The sequence below is a fragment of the Pontibacter sp. LHS2 genome, assembly GCF_058932845.1.
Genome location: NZ_JBZYWG010000003.1, coordinates 894,500 through 920,330, shown reverse-complemented (window position 1 = coordinate 920,330; position 25,831 = coordinate 894,500). Strand labels below are relative to the sequence as shown.

The following is a 25,831-nucleotide window of genomic DNA, read 5'->3' as shown; positions in this document are numbered from 1 at the left end:
AATTCAGGAGTAACCATGCAAGAGAATATGAAGGCAGTAATCTACACACGTGTGAGCAATCTGGAACAATCTACCCAGAGGCAGATCAATGATCTCAAGCGTGTAGATGGTTTTGAAATCGTTAAGGTATTCTCTGAAAAAATCTCTGGTTTTTCCAAGAAGATGGAGGAACGGCAGCAGCTTCAAGCGATGTTACGATACGTTGACGAACACGGTGTAGAAGCCATCGCTGTACATGAAATATCTCGCTTGGGCAGGAATACTCACGAAACGCTTACCCTGCTAAAACAATTGGAAGAAAAGGGAATCAGGCTGTATATCCACAACTTGAACATTACCTTAAATAATGGGAATGCGAAAGATGACATCTTTTCCAAGCTGATCGTTACTATCGTTTCTGATTTAGCACGGTTGGAATCTGAGCAGTTATCGTATCGCATTAAAAGCGGAATAGAAGAACGCAAGCGAAATGGATTGCAGACAGGTAGACTTTATGGTAGTACTGAAAGCAAAGAGAAGTTCCTGAGCAAGCACAAGGACATCCAAAAGTACCTGAAATCTGGCATGTCATACTCCGAGATCAAAAGGCTGTGTAAGTGTGGTATGTCTACAATCAGTAAGGTGAAGGAATGCTTGGTGGCGTAGCCTGAGAATGCTTATGGAGCATTATTATGTTGTTACAAAAAATACGATACTAAATTTATTGTAAATCCATGTGAAGCTGTTATTTTTGCATTACGGTTGAGGCGATATACAACTTCAACTTGTATTATACGTTTGAAAAAAGAGATGAAGCCTTACGGGGCTAAACCTCTAAAACTATATTGCTATATTATAACAGTATAGTTTTGATTGCTACTGCAATCTTCGTGAACAACTTGATAAGCGTATCGAACTGGACGTCATAACGCTTAACCAAGTCAGCAAACCTCACCCAATGAGGTTTAGCAAGATGTGTTATAGAAAGGTTAGGCTTACGAGAATCCCCATTCTCTATATAGCTTAACCTTCTTTTTTTACCACACCTGTTCTTCTTTCTGCGTTTACGCATAGTCGAAGTGGTTATGTGAAAAAAGATGCAACATTTGACAAAGCACTTGATGCATAAGAACCCTCTGTTCTCTTTGTAAAGGTAAAAAAAAGAAGCGGAACTTTTTTGCCCAAATTTCCTACAACTTGCTAACACGCTATTTTAAACAATGCACATTATTTTAGCAACAGTATAATTGTTTGACAGTCAATTATTTATATGTAAAATTGAATATTGTTAACATTTTTATTGTGGAAAAATATTTCAAAAAAAATCTTTGAAATCTCTTTTAAGCCAGTTTTTAGCCTTTTAGAGCGCACTTATTGTTGGTGTGGTGTTTGGCGAAGCTCAGAATTTGAGTGCTGCCACAGTGCCTTATTTCGATATATCTAAATAATTTAGTTTTTATATATTTAAAATGGTGAGGTTGTAAACACGCTGTTATATGCGTAAAGTTATATTTTGACATGTTTTGGAATTTATACTTCTATATCAGGATCTTTGAACCTTACAGTAATCTGACCTTAAATAGTTACTGGGGATCTGGGTTCAGAATCATGGCTTCGTAATCTCACGATAATTTCCTCTTACACGATGATTATAGACATCGATAATATGAATGTATTAGTGAATACAAAAGTTGATGTACCGAGACTTCAAAATCAGGAAGTACAGGCAACAAATCCCAATAACGTTTTTTTGAAGACAAAAGGGCTTAACAACAATGTGTGAAAATTTAATAAAAAAGGTGATCATGAAGTTGATCACCTTTTCTTTTTGTAGTCATTAACCAGCACAACAACTCATTTTCTTCACATCTTTGGTAAAAGACATCGCTGCCAGCTTCACACCTTCTGCCAAGGTCAGGTACGGGTGCAGTGCCGAGGCAAGTTCTTTCACCGTAATATTGTACTTGATGGCAAGGCTTAGTTCCATTGTCAGCTCGCTTCCCTCTGGTGCGACAATCCTTGCACCTAACAATTGGTCAGTTTCTGGGTTGCGAATCAGCTTGATGAAACCTCGTGTATCCAGCGCAGCAATGCTACGTGGAACTTCTGTCAATGGCATGATGGTAGATTCATGGGGAATACCTTTTTCTGCTGCCTGTCGCTCGTCCATGCCCACGCCTGCTACCTGCGGATCAGTGAAGACAACCCATGGCAGCACGCTGTAATCTACTTTATGGTTTGAGCCTTGGAAAGCATTGCTTATGGCTGTTGTACCTTCATAAGCAGCGGTATAAACAAACTGCGGAAGCGTATTTACATCACCGATGGCGTAGATGTTCGGAACATTCGTTTCAAGGTACTCATTCACCAGCACATGTCCTTTCTTTCCAGTTGCCACGCCTGCTTTCTCCAAGCCTAAGTTTTCAGTGTTTGCTTTTCTGCCCGTGGCGATCACAAAATGTGAAGCCTCAATGGTTTGGCTTTGTCCGTTAGATACCAGTTCCGCTTTGACTACGCTGCCTTCCTGCCATACTCGCTGAATGGTAGCCCCCGTTCTTATCTCCACACCTTCGGCTCTCAGATGCTCTGTCAGTTCGCCTGTGATGTCCTCTGCTTCAACTTTTAAAATCCTATCCCTTACCACAACGGTAACCCTTGTGCCGAGGCGGTTGTAGAGTTGGGCTATCTCCAAGCCTATGTAACCACCGCCCACGATGATAAGCGAATCTGGCTGCTCTTCGAGATCAAAGAGCGTGTCGCTGGTCAGATACGGAACATTCGATAGACCTTCAAAGGGTGGGATATCTGTGGTAGAGCCTGTGGCGATGGCGATCTTAATTGCTTTGTATATTTCACCATCTACAGAAACAGTATTCTTATCAACGAACTCTGCACGTCCTTCCACCACGGTTAGGTTTTGCAGGTCAGGAAGTAAATCCAGATACTTGCGCTTCTGCATCTCCGCTACCAACGTCTGCTTCTGCTGAATGATTTGCTTGAAGTTTATTTCCGCACCTTTCGCCTGTACGCCTTCAAACGGGGAATGCATGGCATGACGCACACTTTCGGCTGCTCTGATCAAAAACTTGGATGGTACGCAGCCCACGTTCACGCACGTTCCACCCAGAGGCAAACCACTATTCACCATCAGCGTGGAAAGTTGCAGGTCATTGGCTCTGATGGCTGCGGCAAAGGCTGCAGATCCACCCCCGATGATGATCAAGTCATACTGTTGTTTCATAGCTATCTTTCTTTTTGGTCTGTTACTTTATAACCTGTTTTGAGAACTGCTTCCCTGATGGCAGGTATACTCGTCTTGGTGCTGTCGAACGCTACCACGGCATTGCTGTTGTCATAAGAGGCTTTCGCCTTCACAATCCCATCAAGGGCAAATACTTCTTGCTCCACGTGTGCCTCGCATCCACTGCACGTCATGCCACTGATGCTGAACTCCACGGTTTTGGTTGTGTTGATGCCGATTGCTGTCGTTTGAATCACCTGCTTGGGCTTCGGATAGAAGATGTGGGAGAATGAAGGAAAAGCAAGCATCACGGCTGCAAATGCTGTAACCGCAAACAGAAAAGTCTTTGACTGGAAAAAGCTTGGCTTTTCTACTTCGCAGTCGCAGTCATCTTGCTTTACAGGTCGTAGCTTTTGATACCACGCCAGCCCGAGAACAAGTACAGTTGCACCCACCAGCACGTATCGGTAAGGCTCTAAGAACGAAAATGAAGAAGCTACACCACTTGTGCCAGCAAGTAGAGCCAGCACTGGTGTGATGCAGCACATCGATGCTGCGACTGCACCAAACACGCCTAAACCGATGAATTTATTTTCTGCTTTCATGCGAGTTCGAATATTTTGTTTTCTTCCAGTAGTTTGAAAAATGGTCTGAGCATCTGCTCGTACTTGGGTGTGAGTGAGTAGAAGATGGTTTTGCCTTCCTTGGTGGGTGTGATAAGATCACGGTCTTTCAGCTTACGCAGGTGCTGCGATACGGCAGAGATGGTCATGCCAAGCACATCGCTCAGATCGCACACACAGAGCCTGCTTTCCTCATACAGCAGGAAAAGAATCTTTAACCTAACGTTGTTGCCAGCCAACTCAAGCCCTTGGGAAAGTTCGAAAAACGAATCGTTCAATTCCGTTACCCGTTCTCTGCACCTTCTTATCTGGCTTTCGTCAGCTTCTTCTCTTATACAGTTGATTTCCATTATTTCAGTTTATCATTTAAGCAACTGCTAAAATAACGAAAAGGATTATCTTTAATATAGTGCAGAACTTTTTTAATGGGAATAATTTTAGAGAAAGATGCGTTGGTTACTTTAAAAGAAAAGACCTGTACTTCACAGCACAGGTCTTTTTTATGTTTTAGTATATGCAGATATTAGAATTCACCAACAGCTACTTTGTAAGTTGGATCTTCCAAGATATTGACATCGATCACATCACCTGCATTTTTCAATAACCTCTGGCAATCAGGACTAAGGTGCTTGAGATGCACTTTCTTCCCGACCTTATGGTAGCGTTCAGTGATCTTATTCAACGCTTCGATCGCTGACATGTCCACTACCCTACTTTCAGCGAAATCAATAACCACTTCATTCGGATCACCCAGAACATCGAATTTCTCATTGAAGGCAGTTACTGAGCCAAAGAACAGCGGACCCCAAATCTCATAGTGCTTTACGCCATCTGCATCGGTATATTTTCTGGCACGGATGCGTTTGGCATTATCCCACGCAAACACCAGTGCTGCGATGATCACACCCACGATCACCGCCAGTGCCAAATTGTGCAGCACCACGGTTACGATCGTTACCAGAAACATCACGAAGATGTCAGAACGTGGCATCCTGTTGATTGTCCTGATACTTGCCCATTCGAACGTTCCGATTGCCACCATGATCATCAGACCAGTCAGAGCAGCCATAGGCAGCATCTCGATCAGTCCAGCACCGAACATGATGAACACCAGCAGCATGACAGCAGCCACAATACCAGAAAGCCTTGCTCTTGCACCAGAGGAAATGTTGATCAAACTCTGACCAAGCATGGCGCAACCGCCCATACCAGAAAAGAAGCCAGATAAGATATTAGCTGTACCTTGTGCTACTGCTTCCTTGTTGCTTCTTCCTCTGGTTTCTGTGATTTCATCAATGATGTTTAGCGTAAGCAAACTCTCAATCAGACCGACACCAGCCATGATCGCAGCGTAAGGAAATATCAGTGCCAGCGTTTCCCAAGTAAAAGGGACCATCGGGATATGGAACGGGGGAAAGCCACCTTGTATAGAGGCAATATCACCCACTGTCTTGGTGTCTATGCCAAAGAATGCTACAATACCGAACACGACCAAAATGGCTGTAAGAGAAGCTGGAATGGCTTTGGTCAGCTTCGGAAGCCCCCAGATGATCAGCATCGTCAGCAACACCAGTCCAAGGATGATATACAGCGACTGTCCTGTGAGCCACTCGCCTGATGGATCTTTGAACTGGTCTAATTGCGACATGAAGATGATGATTGCCAGACCATTCACAAAGCCGAAGATCACAGGGTGGGGCACCAATCGCATCAGCTTGCCCAACCTGAACACGCCAGCCAATATCTGGATGATACCAGCCAAGACAACTGTTGCAAACACGTACTCGGGTCCGTGAGATAGTGCCAGTGCAACGATCACGACTGCCACTGCGCCTGTTGCGCCAGAGATCATACCTGGGCGACCGCCCAGTATGGATGTAACCAAGCCCATCACGAAGGCTGCGTAAAGACCTGTCAGGGGAGATAAGCCAGCGATCAGCGCAAACGCCACCGCCTCTGGTACCAATGCCAGCGCAACGGTAAGACCTGATAATATTTCTGTTTTGTAATTTACTTTTTGTTTAAAATCGAATAGGTTGAGGTATTTCTGCATATAGAAATGAAAGCTTTAACGAAGCCACAATAGCTCCGTTCAGAGCCGAAAAGCCCTGTTGTAAATAAAATGTTAATTGAAAAAACGGTGATTACCGTGGGATAGGAAGAAGAAGCTGCGTACTCACGGGGGAGTAACAGGGGAACTGGTAAACAGATATGTTATAAATGCCTTCTTCATTTTTGAAGGTGCAAAGGTACGGGTTTACAATCTTAGATGCCAACTATTTTTTGATAACAGTTTAATAACGAGGAACAAGTTGGAGTAATGGATTGTTAATCGTAATATTGCAATCATACGATTTGAAACTATGGGATTGACGAAAACCGAGAACTTTACCGATAAGCAAAACGAAGTAGCCAAGCTGCTGAAAGCCTTGGGGCATCCAGCGAGGATCGCTATCATCGAACACCTGATCAAGATGAAAGCCTGCGTGTGCGGTGATCTGGTCAACGAACTTCCGTTGGCTCAAGCTACGGTGTCGCAGCACCTGAAAGAATTAAAAAACGCTGGCATTATCAAAGGCACGGTGGAAGGAAACGCTGTATGCTACTGCCTTGATGAAAACGCATTCGAATACCTGAAAGCCTACTTTTCAAACATACTGGCAGATGTGAAGTGCCAGCAATCAAACTGTTGTTAATACTTTAATCACAATTACCATGAAACTATCAGAAGTCAAGAATATCCTGCAAACTGCCGATGCGGTAGATTTTCAGTTAGATAACGGAACAAAAGTGCCTGAGCATTTCCACGTAACAGAGGTGGGCGTAGTAACCAAGCACTTCATTGATTGCGGTGGCACCGTACGCACCGAGAAAGTGGCAAACTTCCAGTTATGGGAAGCAAACGACTTCGACCACCGCTTAAAGCCACAGAAACTACTCAACATCATTGCTCTTTCTGAAAAAGCATTGGGAATGGAAGATCTGGACATCGAGGTGGAGTACCAAGGAGAAACAATCGGCAAGTACGATCTTTCATACAATGAAAATACCTTTGTGCTGTTGTCTAAAACAACCAACTGCCTTGCCCCAGACAAGTGCGGTGTTCCGAAGGAGAAAATCAGAATCAACCTCAAAGAGATGCAGTCGGATAACGCCTGCACACCAGGTAGTGGCTGCTGCTAAGCAGCCACTACCATTCAAAGCTTCAAGACTTATAAATATACCCTTATACAAGACACTATGAGTAAGATTGTACTGTTCAGCGACATTCATGCTAACCTGCCAGCCTTGGAAGCCTTCTTTGAAGATGTGGAAGCCAGAAAGCCCGACTTCATCTATTGCCTTGGCGATCTGGTGGGATATAATATCTGGGCAAACGAGGTGGTGGACGAGATTCGCAGAAGAAACATCCCGACTATCGCTGGTAACTATGACTTCGGTATCGGCAGAGAAAGCAATGATTGTGGATGTGCCTACAAGACCGATCAGGAGAAAGCCAACGGAGCAGTATCCATCTCTTTCACCAACGATATTATAAAACCCGAACAACGCCAGTACCTGCGCTCTTTGCCAGCACATATAAAAGTAGAGTACCAGCTAAATGAAGATAAGCTAAACCTGCTGCTGGTGCATGGTAGCCCGAGAAAGATCAACGAGTATCTGTTTGAGGATCGAGACGAGAAAAGCATGTTGCGCATCATGGAAACTGCCGATGCCGACATCATGTGTTTCGGGCATACCCACAAGCCGTACCACAGGATCTTGGATTTAGGGGAAGAGGGTAAGCCATATTACCGCCATGCCATCAACATCGGCTCAGTGGGTAAACCCAAGGATGGCGATAACCGTGGTGGCTACGTGCTGCTGACCATTGACGAGAAAAGTTCGGTGCTGAATAAGGATAGCATACAGGTGGAGTTCATCCGCTTCAAGTACGACTACGAGAAGGCTGCCCGTGCCATAGAAGCATGCATCCTACCAAACGACTATGCCGAGAATTTAAGAAAAGGCTGTTAAACTATACGATATGAGTGTTACAAACTGTGCCCCGACACACGAGCGGAAAAAGCTACGCTTCTTTGACCGCTACCTTACCCTGTGGATTTTCCTTGCCATGTTTCTGGGTGTTGGCATCGGTTATTTTCTACCTGAATCATCTGGGTTCATCAACTCTTTTTCCAGTGGCACGACCAACATCCCGCTTGCCATCGGTTTGATCCTGATGATGTACCCACCGCTTGCAAAGGTGCGGTATGAGAAAATGGGGGAAGTATTCAAGAACGTGAAGATCCTGAGTATTTCGCTGCTGCTGAATTGGGTGATTGGACCGATTCTGATGTTTCTACTGGCAATTGCTTTCTTTCATGACCAACCCGAGTACATGGTCGGACTGATCCTGATCGGCATCGCCCGTTGCATTGCGATGGTGATGGTGTGGAACGAGTTGGCAGAAGGCAACAGAGAGTATGCGGCAGGCTTGGTGGCACTGAACAGCATCTTCCAGATCTTTTTTTACAGCCTGTATGCTTATCTGTTCATTTCGGTGCTGCCACCATACTTTGGTGTAAAGAGTGCCGAGATCAACATCACCATCGGGCAGATAGCAGAAAGTGTGATGATCTATCTGGGTATCCCGTTCTTTGCTGGCGTGATAAGTCGTTATACCCTGATCCGATGGAAAGGGCTGGACTGGTTCAATAACAAATATATACCATTCATTTCGCCTATCACCTTGATTGCGTTGCTGTTTACAATTGTGCTGATGTTTAGCTTAAAAGGGGAATTGATCGTGCAGATCCCGTTTGATGTACTCAAGATAGCCGTTCCGCTGGTGCTGTACTTTGTGATCATGTTCTTTATCAGCTTCCTTATCGGCAAAAAGCTTGGTGCAGACTACTCCAAGAATGCAGCTATTTCCTTTACGGCTACGGGTAATAACTTCGAATTAGCCATTGCGGTTGCCATCGGTATCTTTGGCATCAACTCTGGTCAGGCGTTCGCTGGTGTGATCGGTCCGTTAGTGGAAGTGCCTGCGTTGATCTTGCTGGTGAACGCTGCGTTTTGGTTCAAGCGGAAGTGGTATGGTGAGAGTGCAGCAATGGCAACAACAGGCGAGTGATAAAATAGAATTGAAAAATATGTACACAAATAATGTACACTATTGTTTTTAAACAAAATAATCAATTAATCTATAATTGAATTTTTTTGATAACAAAAAACCCACTGAGTAAATCCAGTGGGTTTTGTTTTGTATTTTGTAGCCCCGCCCAGAATCGAACTGGGATCTAAAGTTTAGGAAACTTCTATTCTATCCATTGAACTACAGGGCCGGGTAATCCGGAAGTAGCCCTCCGTCAACCTGCACAAATTTAGCTTAATTCCGACTATTTACAAGCTTGACTACTCCTGTGGGGTTTGCTCTTGTGCTGGCTGGCCCTGCGTGGTTTGTTCCTGCGCCGGCTGCCCCTGTGGGGTCGGTTCCATAATGGGCTCATCGTAAAGAGCGATAGAGATACCAAATGCGATCACCGTAAGTACCAGCCCGACCATAAAGATAGAGTAGGAAACACGCAGTATTTTGTACTTGCGGCTGAGCACTTCACCCAGGTAATAAATGTCGGTGATCATGTTGGTGTAAAGCGACTTTTTATCCCGCATGATCTCGTGCATCCCGTTTTGGAAATCTTCCAAAGGAATGTTAGTGAAGTTGCCGAAGAAGAGCAGGTTCACCTTTTTGCTATTGATCTTTTTTCTGTTGAAAGAGAAGCTCGTAACTTCAGGCTGGGCCGAAATAATGGCAAATATCACAGACCCGAGTGTCGTGAGCAGTAGCATGCCGACAGGTATGAGCAGTGAGCGGTGCTGGGCAAACTCAGCTCCGGTAATAGAGGTTTTAGTACTCAGGTAGGTGATGATCACCGACATAATGATGGCGTTGAGGCTGATCATCATGTTGGCTTTGTTATCGGCAATGGCACTCAGGTTGAGGTGGGTGCGGTACGTGTTGCGGAACATGGTTTCGATGCCGCGCTTGGGCTGCGCCAGTGTTTCGCGCTGCTCTTTCTCTTCCTTCTTCTGCTTCTTCGACTCTTTCTGCAGTTGGTTGCGCTGCTCTTGTATGTTCAGGCCAAGCTGCTCGGCATATTTGTGCTGAGCTTTTGCCGTATAGAAGGTCGTAGAGAGCAGGAACTCCATCTGAAACTGGGCCCACTCCTGATCCGTGAAAAACTTTTCTTTAAAGATCTCCCATTCGACGCGCAGTAGCTCGGCCGTGGCAAAAAAGGTCTCTTTGCCAATGTTGGCCATGTCGGCATCCACGATAACTTCCTGCAAAAGGGTTTCTGGTTTAGTGCCGTGCCTGGTGGCCATGATACAGTCTGTCACGCGGGCGATGCGCTCAGCCGGGTAGTTCTTTTCCTGTAGCCACGAGGTGGCGAAGCGCACGCTCTCCTCTTCGTGTCCGTCGTAGGCAGTTACGTAGCCGGTGTCGTGAAACCAGGCAGCGAGCTCTAGGTCCTGCAGCTCTTCCGGACTCAAATTGTATAGCTCTCCCAACTGGCGCGTTTCGTTGGCAGTCTCGAAGGTGTGTTTGTAATTGTGATAGACAAGCTTTTTGGACAGCTGTTCCTTGAAAAGCCTGAAAACGTACTCACTGGCTTGCTTAATGATGTCTTGTTCTTCCATAACGGTGTCTGCCGCCATTGTCAGGGAGCTATGCAGAAGGAGCATAGTAGTGAGCGGCGGTTGAAGGTGGTGCTAGTATTCTTTTGCCGTTACGGTGAATACCGCTTTTTGTTGAATAGGGCGCTTATGATACCCACATTGCCCTATATAGTAAAGCAATAACTTAATGCCGCCGCCATACGTTATCAATCTCAGCCCGACTGCATCCAAGGCAAACCTTCGGGCTCTGATACCAACCATGCACTACCATACCCAATCACCGCTTATGGTCCTCTCCGGACGGCGACAAACGTTGTGTTATTGCCGTCATACTTGCATTTGCTAGACAGGACACCCCGTACACACAGAACCTTATGAAAAATCAGATTCGCCTTATACCTATTATCCTGCGTTCCCTGGCAGTGGGCTGTTTCTTACTGCTCCTGCAAGCCTGCGTTACCCATAAACCTTACTATAGCCGTGATGTGCTCAACTGGCAGCAAAACGAGCCCAAGCCTGATAACAAGGTAAACTACACGGTGTTCCTGATTGGCGATGTGGGGGCACCTGAACTTGATCGGCAGGAGCCTTCGCTTAAGCTGATGCAAAAGCAGATGAATGAGGCCGGTTCACAAAGTGCCACCATCTTTTTGGGCGATAACGTGTATCATAACGGCTTGCCAGAGCCAGGCCGATATGACCGGGAAGTCTCAGAAAAGCGCCTTAACGCACAGCTTGACGTACTGCGTGGCTACGAGGGAGAGAAGTACATGATCCCAGGTAACCATGACTGGAACCACAGCGGCCGGGGCGGGCTCGAATTTGTAGTGCGACAGCAGAACTACGTGAACGAATACCTGACCGAAGAGGGCATTGTGGTGGGCGGTGATTTTTATGTGCCAGGCGATGGCTGTCCGGGGCCTTATGAAGTGAAGATCTACGATGATGTTGTGATGATCGCGCTGGACTCAGAGTGGTGGCTGCACCCTTGGGAGCGCCCCTATGGAGCCGGCAGCAATTGCTGGGCATCAACGGAGGCTGACCTGCTGGTGAAGCTCGAGGATATCATTGAAAAGCACCAGGGTTCTAACATTGTGGTCGTAGCGCACCATCCTTTGTTTACCCGTGGAAATCACGGCGGCTTTTTTACCTTGAAAGACCATGTGTTCCCGCTCACCATGCTCCGCGACTGGATCTATGTGCCGCTGCCTGTGATCGGGTCTATTTACCCATTTGCCCGCAAGTACGGCGGCATCCTGCAGGATATCCCGCACCCGCGCTACAAAGCTTACATCGAGGGGCTGCTTACTATCTTTGACAAGTATGATAACATCGTATACGCTGCAGGCCATGAGCACTCACTGCAGCACTTTAAGTACAATAACCTGACGCACATCGTAAGCGGATCGGGCTGTAAAACACAGCACGTAAAGCCAGGCGGCAATGCCATGTATACCCATGAGGTGAAGGGTTTTGCGAAATTGCTGTACTATGAAAACGGCGAAGCCTGGGTAGAATACTGGACTCCGAAGGGCGATGGCTCTGAGGGTACGCTGACCTTCCGCACACCACTCTACGCCAAGGAGCCTCGTCGTAAGAGAGGAGCGGTGGTGGATGAAACCAACTATGCCGACAGCTCCATTGTGGTAGCTGCCAACGATACTTACAGAGCCAGAGGTTTGCGCCGTACCTTGCTGGGCGAGCACTATCGCCGTGAGTGGGCCACACCGGTAGAAGTGCCCTTGCTGGACATGCGCAATGAGTTAGGTGGCCTTACGCCCTACCAAAAGGGCGGAGGCAAGCAGACTGCCTCTCTGAAAGTGCGTAACCCGGATGCACGGGAGTACACGCTGCGCACTGTGGATAAAGACCCGACACTGGCACTGCCGGAATATCTGCGCCAAACCGCTGCAAAAGCACTGCTACAGGACCAGATATCCGCACAGCACCCTTACGGGGCTTTGGCTATACCCAAGTTGGCGGATGCCGCAGGAGTGTTCCATACCAATCCCAAACTGGTGTTCATCCCGCAGACGCCCTACCTGCGTCAGTACATGGATGAGTTTAGCAACACGCTGGCCTTCCTGGAAGAAGACGCCGATGAAAACCACGAGGATGTAGAGAGCCTGGGCTTTGCCGAAAATCTGGTAGGTACCGATAAGGTGCTGAAAGAACTGCGGCAGGACAACGATAACCAGGTAAACCAGCAGGAGTTCGTAAGGGCACGTCTCTTTGATATGCTTGTGGGGGACTGGGATCGTCACGAGGGACAATGGCGCTGGAAAGAAGCCAAAACCGACAGTGGCAAGGTATACATACCTGTGCCTGAGGACCGCGACCAGGTGTTCTTCAAAGCAGACGGTGTTATCCCCTGGCTGGCTACCCGTAAGTGGGGTGTGCGCAATGTCCAGAACTTCAGCCACGACTTCCGCGACATTGTAGGCCTGAACCTGAGCGCCCTGACCATCGACCGTTCCTTCTCGCCCGCCATCACCCGCCAAGACTGGATTCGCATAGCCGAAGAAGTGAAAGCTGGCGTGACGGATCAGGTGATCGAAGAGGCCATCAATCAGTGGCCGGCAGAGGTGCGGGCCATATCCGGAGACGAGATCAAAGCCAAACTCCGCTCCCGACGCGACAAGCTACCACAGGCGGCGGAGGCTTATTATGAACACATCTCCGAGATGGTGGATGTGGCCGGCAGCGACAAGCACGAGCACTTTGTGGTGAACCGGGTGAATGATGAAGAAACACACCTGACGGTTTACAAGATCAACAAAGAAGGCGAGCTGCGCGACACCCTTTACAAGCGAACTTTCTATACCTCCGAAACCAAGGAACTGCGGCTATACGGACAACGTGGTAAGGATATATTTGAAGTGAACGGGAACGTGAACGACGGCATACTGGTACGAATCATTGGCGGCAACGATGAAGATGTGATCACCGATAACTCACGTGTAGCAGGCCTTGGACGACACACCGTCGTGTATGACACAAAAGAAGGTAACGTGTTCAACTTCGGACCGGAAACGAAAGACCGTACCAGCATCAGTCCGGATGTGAACTTCTATGACCGTGACAATTACCAACTGCCATACCTGGGACCTCGTTTGTCGCTGGAGTATAACGTAGACGATGGCTTGTTTGTGGGGGCAGGTATACTGGCGCGAACACACAAGTTCCGTAAATCACCCTATGCAGCAGAGCACCTGCTGGAAGGCAATTACGCTTTCTTCACAAACTCCTTTAACGTGCGCTATGCCGGCGATGTACGTCAGGTGTTTGGCAACTGGAACGTTGGGGTGAATGCCGCCATACAAGGACCCCAGTACCAGCGCAACTTCTACGGTTACGGCAACGATACCCGCCAGCAGGACGGTGAGGACGACTCTTTCTACAGAGTCCGGTTTAAGCGGGTGAACGTAGGGGCTACGCTCAACAACAATCTGGCGCCTTTCTTCAAAATAGGTATAGGTCCGACTTATGACCGATTCCGGGTAGTAAATTCAGAGCAGAACACCTACTTGGTAAACGAAGCGCTGAGTGGGCGTGTGGAGCCAGGTACTTATGATTTTGAACGGGATCGTTTTGAATCGCAGCATTATGTAGGATTGATGGCTTTTGCTGATTTGGATGTGCTGGGAGAGGGCAACCAGAAGAACCCGCGCATCGGGATGCGCTCCCACAACCGCATCAGCTACAACAAGCAGACCGATGGTGAGGGCTTGAGTTATACCCATGTCAGCTCAGAATTTGCTTTTTACCTGACGCCGAACTTCCCGTTCCAGCTTACCTGGGCAGGCCGCCTGGGGGCAGCGCACAATTTCGGTGACTTCCGTTTCTACCAGGCCAACACACTGGGCGGCATGGACAACATGCGCGGCTACCGCCGTACCCGCTTTGCAGGGCGCAGTGCGATCTTTGCCAACGCAGAGGCTCGCCTATCCCTCTTTGATTTCAACCTATACCTGACGCCAGGTAGACTGGGTGTGTTGGGCTTGTATGATGTGGGCCGTGTATACTATGATGGTGAGCGCGAATCCGCCTTCTTCCGTAGCCTACATACAGGTGTAGGCGGTGGTGTATGGGCCGATATCATGCAAAAAAACGTGATTGTGCTAACCTATGCCAAAGGCGATGTGGACAGGCTCTGGACATTAAGCTTCGGCTTTTTATTCTAAAACTATCTTAAAACGTATAGCAAAAAGTGCCGCAGCAGAGGCACTTTTTGCTTTTACCGCCCCTTAATTAGTCTTGAACTATGAAATTAACCATACCTAAATTACTCCTGATTCCTTTACTATTGTTAGGAGAGCAAGCATTGGCGCAGGAAACCGAACAGGACCTGAGAGATGTGCAAAAGCAGACGATCGATTATGCCAGCCCGGGTGTGCGGGGCATGGGTCGGAGCCGGGGCATCGTGATCGGCTATGAGCGCCTGCCGCAATTTGACATGGAGTCGGAGTCAGATAACCCAGAGGTGGGCAACGGCAGTGCGCGGGTGCGACGCCACAACAAGTTTTTTGTGCGGGCACTGGCTCCCATCATGAACAAGCCTAACAACAAGCTGATCCTGGGTATAGACCACAAGTTCGAGGAGTTCAACTTTGAGAGCGTATCACCGGCCTCGTACAGCCTGTACCGTAACCTGGAAGACAAGAACCTGAAAAGTCTGGGGCTGCAATTGGCCTTTCTACATTCATTCGATGAAGTGCGGTTTATGCTGGTGCGCGCCAAGGGCGAGCTGAACGGAGACTATACCCGCGATAATGTCAATGTATCCGATTACCTGAAAACAACCGTAGACCTGGCCTATGGCTGGAAACGCAGCCCGGATTTTGCATGGGGCGTGGGCTTGCAGTTGGGCTATACCTTTGGGCGGCAGCGCATCTACCCGGGCATTATGTACAACCGTACCTTCAACGACCGTTGGGGTGTCGAGTCCATCTTTCCGGCTAACTTAAGGGTGCGCTACAATGTGTCTGAGAAGACGCTCCTCTACACTGGTTACCGCATTGAGGGCGCCAGCTATAACCTGTACGCCAACGAACCACCGCTTTCGCAGTTCAACGACATCGAGTTGCGCCGCACCGACATCAAAGGGCTGGTACGCCTTGAGCAGGAAATCTATGACTTCCTGTGGTTTGCAGTGGAGGGTGGTTTCCGGCAGTACTACCGCCACCGCGCATTTGATGTTATCGGCTCTCGCGATGAACTGATCACAAACACACTGGCCGGAGCAGGTTACATTGGCATTGAGCTATTTGCTGTACCTCCCCGCAAACTGCTGGAGCGCAGCCAGAACCGATAAAACAAGGTATAAACACAAAAAAGCCCGGCTTGCAGGTATAGCAAGCCGGGCTTTTGTAGCTACTCTGACTCCCTGGCCGGCTCCATACCTTCCGGGATTAGTCCGCGCAGGTACTCGTAAGTGGCATACTGCGAGCGGGTATGGGTAGGAGCTACTTGCTCCACATAGTTGTTGTTAATGTCACGGGCCTTGGTATCATCAGCGAGTTGTAGGTCAATGATAGTGCGCACTTGCTCAACAAGGTCTTTCTGAAGAATTGGAAAAGCCACTTCCACACGGCGACTCAGGTTACGGGTCATCCAGTCGGCGGAGGCCACAAAATACTCTTCTTTGCCGTTGTTGTGGAAGATGTAGACCCTGGCATGCTCCAGGTAGCGGTCCACGATGCTGCGCACCCTGATGTTTTCGCTGAGTCCTTCCACGCCTGGCATCAGGCAGCATATGCCACGCACCAGCAACTCGACCTTCACGCCAGCCTGACTGGCAGCATACAGTTTCTTGATGATGCGCTCGTCCTGAAGGGCATTCATTTTAAGGATCATGGAGGCTGGCTTGCCTTTTTGGGCATTTTTGATCTCCCGATTGATCAAGTCCACAAAGCGGTCCCGCATGTTGATAGGGGCCATCAGCAGCTTCTTGAACTTCTTGTCGTGCTGGCGATCAATAAAGAAATTGAACACCTGCTCTACATCCTGTGTAATGGCCTGGTTCGAAGTGAAAAGCGCGTGGTCAGCGTAGATCTTGGACGTGTCCTCGTTGTAATTGCCCGTGCTCAGGTAGGCATAGTTCACCAGTTTGCCATCTTCGTTGCGGGTGATCAGGCCCAGCTTGGTATGTACTTTCAGGTCAGGCAGTCCCAGTATGACGTTGGCACCGGCTTTTTGCAGCTTGCCCGCCCAGAAGATATTCGACTCTTCATCAAACCGGGCTTTGAGTTCCACCACCACGGTCACCAGTTTCCCGTTCTTAGCGGCTTTTACCAGCGATTTGGCAATGGCTGAGTTTTCGGCTACACGGTATAGCGTGGCACTCATGGCAGTCACCTTGGGATCATTGGCGGCTTCTTCAAACAGGCGCAACACGTAATCAAAGGACTGATAAGGGTAGTGCACCATGTAGTCCTGCTTTTGCATGGCCTCGATCAGGCTCTCTTCTTTTTCCAGAAGCGGATGTACCAGTGTCGGCTGCGGTGTGTACTTCAGATCCGGCAGGTTGAAATCAGGGAACTGAAAGAAGTCCCGGAAGTTGTGGTACTTGCTCCCTTCCACCAGCTCGTCTTCGGATATGCCGGTGTGCGCCATGATGGCTTCGAGCATCGGTTTAGGCGATTCTGGGTCGAAGAGCAGGCGAGCCGGGTAGCCGGTTTCACGCTTCTTCAGACTTTTCTGGATCTTGGCCATCAGGCTACCGGATACCTCTTCTTCAATGTCCAGTTCCGCATCACGCGATACTTTCACGGCGTGTGCCTCAAAGCGGCTGTAGTTCGGGTATAGCTCGGGCAGGCAGAAGCGAATCACGTCGTCCAGGAACATCACATAGCGCTGCTCACCTACTGTTGGGAGCTTTACAAAACGGCTACCGTGCTTTTTAGTAGGTATCTCCAGCATAGAGAAGCGCTCTGGCTTCAGGTCTTCCTTTTTAGGGTCGAAGAGATGCACACCCAGGTATACGGTCTGGTCTTTCAGGAAAAAGTGCGTCTCGGTATCGTCAAGCAAAAGCGGCAGGATATGAGGATGTATATGCTCGGCAAAATATTCGCGCACCCACTTCTGCTGCGTTTCATCCAGTTCATTTTCAGTCAGGAGGTTGATGCGGTGCTCGCGGAGGTCAGCTAATATACTTTCTCTGAACACCTCCCCAAATTCTTCCTGCTGGCGCTTCACTTCCTGCATGACCTGCTCAAATGTATCGGCCGGGTCTTCGGACAGCTTGTCGCGGGTTTTCTTTTTGAGTTTGATGAGGCGCTTAAGCGTGGCTACCCGCACTTTGAAGTACTCGTCGAGGTTGGCCGAGAAAATCGCCATAAATTTAACGCGCTCCAGCAGCGGAACCGTACGGTCTTTGGCCTCCTGCAGCACGCGGTAGTTGAATGCAAGCCAGCTGAGTTCGCGGTTGATCAGCGGTGTGGTGGTTGGTTTTTTATCTTCGGTATTAGTTTCCATGGTTTTGTATGTTGCCCGGTGCGGAGCAAGGTATAAAGGTGTAAGCACGGCTTTGAGGTATGGGGTTATACCTGGTTATGCTGTTGTGCTATGTTATCTGTGGTTTTTGGGTATGTCATAAAACAAAAGCTCGGCATTCTCCCGGTCGATGTCATACCAGCTGTCGCAGTTGAATCGAAGCGCCACCAAGCCCGCAGTAGGCATGCTGGAAATCTGCTTGGGCGATAGGAGGTTGGCAAAGTCTGAAATGGCTTCGTTGTGACCCACCATTAGGATACAGTCCGCCTCAGCAGGTGCTTCACGGGCTATTTCAAGCAGCTCGTCTGCGCTGGCGCCATATATGCGGTCATCTACTACAAGCTTGTCAGCGTCGTAGTCGAGTTCGCGGGCTACCAGTGTGGCTGTTGTGAGCGCCCGTACCGCAGGACTCGAAACAATGAGCTGCAGATCGGTGTTGTTGGCGGCCAGCTCCTGCCCCATGAGCGGAGCGTCATTTCGGCCACGTTTATTGAGAGGTCGGTCATGGTCGCTCAGCTCTTCAAATTTCCAGCTGGACTTTGCATGACGCATGATATACAAGGTTTTCATAAGGTGATGTTCTTTCAGAAAGGTATAGCAGGCCGCCTTATACATCGTGCGGTCGCTATGCTTGGTGTTTACTGAAAGCGAAGCAAATTTGTTGTGAGGCGGGTCCTTAGATTGGCTTAGGTTAAGTTTGGCAGGTATAGCAGGATGCCCTGACAGGTATAGCAATTGTCCGTATGCATACAAAATCAAAAAGGGGAAAGCCCTTCCGGACTATCCCCTTTTCTTGATTTTTTTAAGATGAGCTTATACGTTGTTCGGGTAGCGCTCATAATGAATCTCTGCTACACGGCGCTGCAGCTCGGCACGCAGATCGTCGATGTTGATGCGGTTGGTAGCCGAAATGAACAGGGCCGGAGCATGGATTTTCGCCATGTAAGTAGCTTTCAGGTCTTCGATAGAAGGTCGTACATGATGCTCTCCCTCTTCATCATTCCCGCTTTCTTCCTGCATCTCCTGCTCACGCTGCTCCAGGTACTGGTCTATTTTGTTAAATACCAGCAATACGGGTTTGTCAGCAGAATTAATATCCAGCAGGGTATCATTCACAACGGCGATGTGGTCTTCAAAGGAAGGATGCGACACATCCACTACGTGTACCAGCAAGTCGGCTTCGCGTATCTCGTCGAGCGTCGACTTAAAGGCCTCAATCAACTTGGTCGGTAGCTTGCGGATGAACCCAACCGTGTCAGACAGCAGGAAAGGGATGTTGTCGAGCACCACTTTGCGCACCGTGGCGTCTACTGTCGCGAAGAGTTTGTTTTCGGCAAACACATCAGATTTGGAGAGCAGGTTCATCAGCGTGGACTTGCCTACGTTGGTATACCCAACCAATGCCACACGCACCATGCCGGCGCGCGACTTGCGCTGCTCAAAGTTCTGCTTCTCGAATTTCTCCAGTCTGTCGCGCAGCAAGGAGATCTTGTCGCGCACAATACGACGGTCCGTCTCGATCTCGGTTTCACCTGGACCCTTCATACCGATACCACCCTTTTGCTTGGAAAGGTGAGTCCAAAGATTAGTCAGGCGAGGAAGCAGGTATTGGTACTGAGCCAGTTCTACTTGTGTGTGGGCCTGGGCAGTTTTGGCACGGAGCGCGAAGATGTCGAGAATCAGTAAGCTTCTATCCACGATCTTGACCTGCAGTTCGCGCTCAATGTTGCGCACCTGCGAAGGGCTCAGGTCATCGTCGAAGATCACCATGTCGATGCTGTGCTCGGTCACGTAGGCTTTGATTTCATCCAGCTTGCCGCTGCCCACAAAGGTGCGGGTGTCTGGTTTGTCAAGCTTCTGCACGAAGCGCTTCATGGCTACGGCGCCGGCTGTTTCGGTCAGGAAGGCCAGTTCGTCGAGGTACTCGTTGGTTTGTTCGTCGGTTTGTTTGTAACCGGGCACCGCCACCAGCACAGCGGTTTCCTGCGGCTTGGCGGTTTCGTAGTATTTTTGTTTACCCATTATCAGATGTTAAGCGTAGCGGTTTGTCAGCCTTTTTTCGGCATGAATCATTGTACGTAATTAGTCCCGGCCCCGGTTGGATGATGACAGGTATAGCGCTGCAAGCGCATACAGGACAGATGCAAGTTAGGTTAAAAATTTCAGAAGAAAGGGGAAAAAGCCTAACTTGCTACCCTTATAAAAGAGCCACAGCCTATCCACTAATACCAACCATGGAGCATAAGACCTATCATATTGAAGGCCTGATCGAATTTATACCGCGTGTGTTCCGCGACGAACGTGGCTGGTTCATGGAAACCTATAATGCCAGCATGTTTGCGCCTTTTGGGATCAACCCGATATTTGTGCAGGACAACGAGTCGGTGTCGAAGAAAGGCGTGTTGCGCGGGCTGCATTTTCAAAAGCCGCCTTATGCACAGGGCAAGCTGGTGCGGGTAGCTTCGGGCAGGGCGTTGGACGTAGCGTTGGATCTACGCAAAAACTCCCCGACTTACGGACAGCATGCAACCTGCATCCTTGATGCCGAGTAGCACAACATGCTTTACATCCCGGAGGGCTTTGCGCATGGTTTTGTGGCTTTGGAAGACAGCACCAGTTTTCTCTACAAATGCACGAACCTCTACCATCAGCCCTCTGAAGGTGGCATTCTCTGGAACGATCCGGCCTTAGGTATAGACTGGGGTATAGCCGAGCCGCTGGTGTCGCCCAAAGACGAAGTACTGCCGCTGCTAAAGGACTTTGATTCGCCGTTTTAAGAAAGACTTTAGGCGCTTGTAGATAATCTCTATTTAAGAGTTTTTAAAACCAAAGGCCCACGATGTATGAAGTCGTGGGCCTTTGGTTTTAGGTATAAGTTGTGCCTGAGAATTTCTCACATTAGCTCATGGGAGAATCAGTGCATTTGCTCGTCTCCAGTTCTACAACAATTCCACCAGCGTCTCCAGCCCCATGCCGCGTGATCCTTTGACCAGCACGTAGCTTTCCGAAATCGGATTGGCTTGCAACCAGTTCTGCAGTTCCGCCTTCGTTGCAAAGTAGTGGAAGTTATTGCTAACCTCGGAAGCGTACTTCATCTCGGGCCCGCAGAGCAGTACGGTTTCAAAGTTCTGTTCCGCGATGATCTCACCAATGGCTTTGTGCTCGGTGGCGCTTTCAGTTCCCATCTCCAGCATATCACCCACGATCACCACCTTGCGCGGAGCATTCATGCCACCGAAGTTACGGATAGCCGCCGCCATGGAGGTTGGGTTCGCATTGTAGGCATCCAGAATAAGGGTATTGCTTCCCTTTTGCATCACCTGTGAGCGGTTGTTCACAGGGCTGTAGTTGGCAATGGCGGCGTTGGCTTTCTCCAGCGGCACGCCAAAGTACTTGCCGATGCATGCTGCTGCGGCCATGTTCTCGTAGTTGTAGCTGCCTACTAGTTGGGTATTCACCACATTGCCTTCCTCGTCTTTATATACCACATAAGGGGAGGCCTCCAGCAACTCGCTTTGGTAATAGTCGCCTTGGGCAGGATAGGTTATTTTGTGCTCAATGCGGCGACTCATGCGCATCAGGTGCTCGTTGCCGGTATTCACAAACACAGTACCGCCATGCTCTAGCAGGTGCACATAAAGCTCGCTCTTGCCACGGGCCACGCCTTCCAGACTGCCAAATCCCTCCAGGTGCGCCTTACCGATGTTAGTGATCATGCCGTGCGTAGGTGAGGCAATGCTGCTCAGCAAAGCAATCTCGCCGATGTGGTTGGCGCCCATTTCAATGATCGCCATTTCGTGTTCGGGCTTGATGCGCAGCAGCGTGAGCGGTACCCCGATGTGGTTGTTGAGGTTGCCCTGGGTATAGAGTGTGTTGAACTTCTGGCTCAGGACAGCATAGATCAGCTCTTTAGTCGTGGTCTTACCGTTGCTGCCCGTGATGCCGATCACCGGTATGCTCAGTTGCTTGCGGTGGTGGCGAGCCAGGTCCTGTAATGCCTGCAGTGTGTCTTCCACCACAAACACGTTGTCAGAAACCAGGGTGGGGTCGTCTACCACGGCATATTTGGCGCCCTTCTCCAAAGCGCCCTGTGCAAACTTGGCTCCTTTAAAATTAGGTCCGTTCAACGCAAAGAACATACTTTGATCCTGCAATGCGCGGGAATCAGTACTCACGTGGCGACACTCGAGGTATTTTTGGTAAAGAAAGTCGATGCTGTTCGGCATGAAATGCGTATTTTTAGTCTATAATTGGTCGCAGCTGCCCGTATGAAGGTATAGCTTGCCACCGCCTTGGCAATATACATCCAAAACGGCAAAAGCAACAGCCCAATTGCCTAACAAACTGCCTATGCGCTACCTGCTGTCTATCCTCTTTTTCTTGCTGCTTATACCTGATGTATTTGCACAGGATCCTTTGCGCTTCCGGCAACGCACGGATATACCTGTGAAAGCGGGTGAAACTGAACTGCGCAATCCCTGGGGTGGTGGACTTAACACGCCGCAGTTCTCAACTATCGACCTGAACAAAGACGGCCGCGATGACCTTTTTGTCTTCGATCGCATGTTGCGCAAAGTTTACACCTACCTGGCGGTGCAGGAGGGAGGCCAATGGCGCTATAAGTACGCTCCTGAGTACGAGGCCATGTTCCCGGCCGAGCTTGAAAACTGGGTGCTGCTGCGCGATTACAATTGTGATGGCCTGAAAGACATTTTTACCAGCACACCGCTCGGAATTCGGGTATACCGCCAGGAAGCTACCACCAACAAATACCCTTCTTTTGTGCTGGCACAGGATGCCCTCTTTTATCGCAGTCGCAACGGCGTGAACAGCATCAACATGCAGATGAACGTCTCCGATATACCTGCCATTGTGGACATAGACGGTGACGGGGACCTGGATATCCTGCTTGCAGAGTTTTCGGGAGGCTATACCCTGGAGTATTACAAAAACATGCAGGTAGAGGAAGGCAAACCCTGCGGTACAATGGAGTTTGCGCTTGGCTCCGACTGGTGGGGGCAGATCACCGAATGCGAGGGCTGCAACTCGTACGGCTTTGGTGTGCAGTGCCGTATGGCAGCACCGTTGCATTCGGGCCACGATGGTTCCTCGCTGCTACTGCTCGACCTGAACGGCAACGGGGTGAAAGATTTGCTGATGGGTGGAGTGGCCTGCGATAACCTGGTGATGATGGAAAACAGAGGAACGCCTGCCTTAGCCCGCATGGACAGTTTTGAGCCGGCTTTTCCTTTCGGAACGCGAGCTGCCCGCTTCAACCTATTTCCGGCAGCTTATTCTGAAGACGTGACTTTCGATGGTATACCTGACCTGCTCGTGGCACCTAACAGCAATGAGAACGAAGGAAACCTTGAATTACAGCGCTCATCATGGCTCTACCGTAACACGGGCACTGCCAACCAACCGAATTTTGAATTCACCCAGGATAACTTTCTACAGGACCAGATGATTGACCTGGGCGAAAATGCCTATCCCGCTTTTGCGGACATCAACGGCGACGGCTTACTTGACCTGGTAGTGGGCAACGGCCGCTCCGACCGCAACGGGCGCTTTGTGGCAACGCTTAGCCTCTACCTGAATACGGGCACCCTGGCTGATCCTGCTTTCACGTTCGTTACGGACGATTACCTGGCCTTGTCTAACGAAAACATGCTTTCGCTGAAGCCATCATTCTTTGATATCAACCGGGATGGTGTGTTGGATCTCGTCCTGACTTACAGGGCACAGCTTGGTTCGGACCATGCCACCGCTGGCACTACCCACATCGACTATCTTGTAAACAATGCAAAAGCCGGTCAGCCTTACGCATTCAACACGGCCCGTCTGTTTCACTTGCATACCCTGGCCAATGGCGACACTCCTTACCTGTTTAGTGTCGATGCGCAGCGGGTAGATATGCTGGTTGGAAAAGCCAGCGGTACGCTTGACTACTATCGCTCAGCAGGGAATGGCTTTGTATTGGAGAAGCAAGCCATCGGCGGCATCAAGTTTGATTTTTTTCGTCGCAACCTGGCACCAGCTGTAGTGGACATTGACGGCAACGCCAAGCTTGATCTGCTCACAGTAGACGACAGCGGAACACTGCGTATTTACAATGACTTTCTGGATAACCTGAATGGTGCCTTTACCGAAACAACAGAGGTGCTCGAAAACGAAGTGATAGGGGAGGCACTCTCTACCCGTTTTGGTCGAGGACTTGGACTGGCTGTGGCTGAACTGGGTGGGCCCTATAAGCTATACCTGGCCATCGGTACGCAGGGAGGAGGCGTATACCTGCTGGAGCAAACCGGAGGCAATTATGGCAACCCGAATGACAAGACAAGTAACCTTGAACTGAAAGTATACCCGAACCCGGTTGCTGGCGCTCAGGAGCCAGTACAGGTAAGGGCTAGTGAGTCTGTATCGCTTGTGCTGCACGACATGATTGGCCGCAAGGTATACGATGGAGCCGGCAACTTCAACCGCCGCCATACCTTACGAACAGGGCACCTGAAAGCAGGCGTATACCTGCTACGAGCCACCTCCCGCGATGGCCGCCACGAAACCCGCAGATTGGTCATACACTGATGCAGGCCTTTCTGTTAGTAGACCTCTCGGAGGGAATCGAATTTGACAAGCCGATTCTGAGCATGGTGCGGCAGCATGAGCCGGCTATACCTGTCTTTGATCTAGATGTCAGGTCCGATGTCACCCTGCAACAGTACGCCGTGCGTCTTCTGCAGGAGAACCCGGAAACGATCGTGTGTATAAAAGGCGGACAGAGGGATTTGAACCGGCTGATGCCTTTACTGGAGGAGTTACTTTTGCCACACGCAAAGCGACATCTGCTACTGATTGGTCAGCAACCTCGCTTACTTCGTATGATGCAGGCCCGGCCAGGTATAGCCTATACTTTACTGGCCGACGAAGAAGCGCTGCGCCAGTTTTTGGTAAGATCAGTTTAGTGTAAAATTATCCGCGTCGAGGTGTGCTGGGAAAGCTTCTCTGAACTCAGTCAGTTCCTGTTTGCTCAAAGTGATGGTATGTATACCTTCAGCTTCGGTGGTTTCCAATAGTTTATAGCCTTTAGGATGGATGATAGCTGAGTCACCGGAGTAAGGATGGCCGTTGCCATCGGTTCCAACCCGATTCACGCCTACCACATAACTCAGATTCTCAATAGCACGGGCCTGCAACAGAATGCTCCAGGCGTTGGCCCGGGGCTTCGGCCAGTTGGCTACATACAGTAGCAAGTCATACTGGCTGCTTGCGTTGCGACTCCACACCGGAAAACGCAAATCGTAACACACCAACGGGCAGATCTTCCAACCTTTCAGTTCTACCAGCAGCTTTTCTTTGCCTGCAGTATAGGTGTGATGCTCCTTGGCCATCCGGAAGAGGTGTCGCTTGTTGTAATGCTCGTAAGTGCCATCCGGACGCACCCAGTACAGGCGGTTGAAATACTGCTCACCCTCCCGCACGATCACGCTACCCGTCAGCACTGCCTGATGCTTCGCTGCCTCTTCCTTCATCCACTGCAGGGTAGGCCCATCCGCCTCTTCCGCCAGGCTAGTAGCGTCCATACTGAAGCCCGTCGTGAACATCTCTGGGAGCACGATCAGGTTAGTGGCGGGTGCTGCAGCGGCGAGTTTTTCCGAGAACATCGCTCGGTTAGCGGCTGCGTCTTGCCAGTGCAGGGTTGTTTGGATGATGGTGACGCGTAAGTCTTGCATGATAGAGAAGTATAAGAAATAATGTTTAAAGGTTGTATTGATATTTTATCCCAGGCTAACCCTTTTGCTCAAACTAACCCTTTTGCTCAAACTAACCCTTT

Annotated in this window: 19 protein-coding genes, 1 tRNA gene and 1 pseudogene; 10 read left to right on the top strand and 11 right to left on the bottom strand. The window is 49.4% G+C overall.

The window, feature by feature from the left end; all coding sequences use genetic code 11:
• Window positions 1-27 precede the first annotated feature (27 nt).
• The gene (locus AC5FX6_RS17415; RefSeq protein ID WP_493598232.1) at window positions 28-645 is read left to right on the top strand and encodes a recombinase family protein; all 618 of its coding nucleotides are present in this window, start codon (window positions 28-30) and stop codon (window positions 643-645) included.
• A 1,171-nt stretch (window positions 646-1,816) separates the two neighbouring features.
• Here AC5FX6_RS17415 and merA read toward each other — a convergent pair.
• From merA to AC5FX6_RS17395, 4 genes are all read right to left on the bottom strand, one after another.
• Window positions 1,817-3,220 (bottom strand): mercury(II) reductase, encoded by a 1,404-nt coding sequence (merA, locus tag AC5FX6_RS17410; protein ID WP_493598231.1) that lies wholly within the window; start codon window positions 3,218-3,220, stop codon window positions 1,817-1,819.
• Between the two features lie 2 nt (window positions 3,221-3,222).
• Window positions 3,223-3,825 carry a mercuric transport protein MerTP gene (merTP, locus tag AC5FX6_RS17405; protein ID WP_493598230.1) on the bottom strand — a complete coding sequence of 201 codons (603 nt, stop codon included), beginning with the start codon at window positions 3,823-3,825 and terminating at the stop codon, window positions 3,223-3,225.
• Window positions 3,822-4,193: an ArsR/SmtB family transcription factor gene (locus AC5FX6_RS17400; RefSeq protein ID WP_493598229.1), complete on the bottom strand. Its 372-nt coding sequence runs from the start codon at window positions 4,191-4,193 to the stop codon at window positions 3,822-3,824. The genes merTP and AC5FX6_RS17400 overlap by 4 nt, the downstream gene beginning before the upstream one ends.
• A gap of 173 nt (window positions 4,194-4,366) precedes the next feature.
• On the bottom strand, window positions 4,367-5,896 hold the full coding sequence (locus AC5FX6_RS17395; protein ID WP_493598228.1) for a SulP family inorganic anion transporter: 1,530 nt from the start codon (window positions 5,894-5,896) through the stop codon (window positions 4,367-4,369).
• Window positions 5,897-6,206: 310 nt separating this feature from the next.
• Between AC5FX6_RS17395 and AC5FX6_RS17390 the strand changes: the two genes are divergently transcribed.
• The 4 genes from AC5FX6_RS17390 to arsB are packed head-to-tail and all read left to right on the top strand — an operon-like array spanning window position 6,207 to window position 8,962.
• On the top strand, window positions 6,207-6,539 hold the full coding sequence (locus tag AC5FX6_RS17390) for an ArsR/SmtB family transcription factor (protein WP_493598227.1): 333 nt from the start codon (window positions 6,207-6,209) through the stop codon (window positions 6,537-6,539).
• Window positions 6,540-6,558: 19 nt separating this feature from the next.
• Window positions 6,559-7,026, top strand: coding sequence for a DUF6428 family protein (locus AC5FX6_RS17385; protein ID WP_493598226.1), 468 nt, complete (start codon window positions 6,559-6,561; stop codon window positions 7,024-7,026).
• A gap of 57 nt (window positions 7,027-7,083) precedes the next feature.
• The gene (locus tag AC5FX6_RS17380) at window positions 7,084-7,860 is read left to right on the top strand and encodes a metallophosphoesterase family protein (protein WP_493598225.1); all 777 of its coding nucleotides are present in this window, start codon (window positions 7,084-7,086) and stop codon (window positions 7,858-7,860) included.
• Window positions 7,861-7,870: 10 nt separating this feature from the next.
• Window positions 7,871-8,962, top strand: coding sequence for an ACR3 family arsenite efflux transporter (arsB, locus tag AC5FX6_RS17375; RefSeq protein WP_493598224.1), 1,092 nt, complete (start codon window positions 7,871-7,873; stop codon window positions 8,960-8,962).
• A 139-nt stretch (window positions 8,963-9,101) separates the two neighbouring features.
• Here arsB and AC5FX6_RS17370 read toward each other — a convergent pair.
• Both AC5FX6_RS17370 and AC5FX6_RS17365 read right to left on the bottom strand, forming a co-directional pair.
• Window positions 9,102-9,173, bottom strand: a tRNA-Arg gene (locus AC5FX6_RS17370).
• 70 nt (window positions 9,174-9,243) lie between these two features.
• Window positions 9,244-10,572, bottom strand: a complete 1,329-nt coding sequence (locus AC5FX6_RS17365) for a Pycsar system effector family protein (protein ID WP_493598223.1) — start codon at window positions 10,570-10,572, stop codon at window positions 9,244-9,246.
• Window positions 10,573-10,880: 308 nt separating this feature from the next.
• Here AC5FX6_RS17365 and AC5FX6_RS17360 point away from each other — a divergent pair, with 308 nt between their 5' ends.
• Together AC5FX6_RS17360 and AC5FX6_RS17355 are read left to right on the top strand one after the other, a co-directional pair.
• The gene (locus AC5FX6_RS17360; RefSeq protein WP_493598222.1) at window positions 10,881-14,690 is read left to right on the top strand and encodes a metallophosphoesterase; all 3,810 of its coding nucleotides are present in this window, start codon (window positions 10,881-10,883) and stop codon (window positions 14,688-14,690) included.
• A gap of 80 nt (window positions 14,691-14,770) precedes the next feature.
• Entirely contained in the window at window positions 14,771-15,820 is a 1,050-nt protein-coding gene (locus AC5FX6_RS17355; RefSeq protein ID WP_493598221.1) for a DUF6268 family outer membrane beta-barrel protein, read from the top strand.
• A 59-nt stretch (window positions 15,821-15,879) separates the two neighbouring features.
• Here AC5FX6_RS17355 and ppk1 read toward each other — a convergent pair whose 3' ends face one another.
• From ppk1 to hflX, 3 genes are all read right to left on the bottom strand, one after another.
• Complete coding sequence (gene ppk1, locus AC5FX6_RS17350; RefSeq protein WP_493598220.1) at window positions 15,880-17,982, bottom strand: polyphosphate kinase 1; 2,103 nt, start codon at window positions 17,980-17,982, stop codon at window positions 15,880-15,882.
• A gap of 93 nt (window positions 17,983-18,075) precedes the next feature.
• Window positions 18,076-18,753 carry a SixA phosphatase family protein gene (locus tag AC5FX6_RS17345; protein ID WP_493598219.1) on the bottom strand — a complete coding sequence of 226 codons (678 nt, stop codon included), beginning with the start codon at window positions 18,751-18,753 and terminating at the stop codon, window positions 18,076-18,078.
• Window positions 18,754-18,813: 60 nt separating this feature from the next.
• Window positions 18,814-20,022, bottom strand: a complete 1,209-nt coding sequence (hflX, locus tag AC5FX6_RS17340; protein WP_493598218.1) for a GTPase HflX — start codon at window positions 20,020-20,022, stop codon at window positions 18,814-18,816.
• Window positions 20,023-20,234: 212 nt separating this feature from the next.
• Between hflX and rfbC the strand changes: the two are divergent.
• Window positions 20,235-20,777: pseudogene (gene rfbC / locus AC5FX6_RS17335) on the top strand (dTDP-4-dehydrorhamnose 3,5-epimerase).
• Window positions 20,778-20,939: 162 nt separating this feature from the next.
• Here rfbC and AC5FX6_RS17330 read toward each other — a convergent pair.
• Window positions 20,940-22,226: a UDP-N-acetylmuramoyl-tripeptide--D-alanyl-D-alanine ligase gene (locus AC5FX6_RS17330; RefSeq protein ID WP_493598217.1), complete on the bottom strand. Its 1,287-nt coding sequence runs from the start codon at window positions 22,224-22,226 to the stop codon at window positions 20,940-20,942.
• A 106-nt stretch (window positions 22,227-22,332) separates the two neighbouring features.
• On the opposite strand from AC5FX6_RS17330, the gene AC5FX6_RS17325 reads away from it, so the two are divergent.
• Together AC5FX6_RS17325 and AC5FX6_RS17320 are read left to right on the top strand one after the other, a co-directional pair.
• Window positions 22,333-24,585 carry a T9SS type A sorting domain-containing protein gene (locus AC5FX6_RS17325; RefSeq protein ID WP_493598216.1) on the top strand — a complete coding sequence of 751 codons (2,253 nt, stop codon included), beginning with the start codon at window positions 22,333-22,335 and terminating at the stop codon, window positions 24,583-24,585.
• On the top strand, window positions 24,585-24,962 hold the full coding sequence (locus AC5FX6_RS17320) for a hypothetical protein (protein ID WP_493598215.1): 378 nt from the start codon (window positions 24,585-24,587) through the stop codon (window positions 24,960-24,962). The genes AC5FX6_RS17325 and AC5FX6_RS17320 overlap by 1 nt, the downstream gene beginning before the upstream one ends.
• Here AC5FX6_RS17320 and AC5FX6_RS17315 read toward each other — a convergent pair.
• The gene (locus AC5FX6_RS17315; RefSeq protein ID WP_493598214.1) at window positions 24,954-25,730 is read right to left on the bottom strand and encodes an amidohydrolase; all 777 of its coding nucleotides are present in this window, start codon (window positions 25,728-25,730) and stop codon (window positions 24,954-24,956) included. The genes AC5FX6_RS17320 and AC5FX6_RS17315 overlap by 9 nt on opposite strands.
• Window positions 25,731-25,831 lie beyond the last annotated feature (101 nt).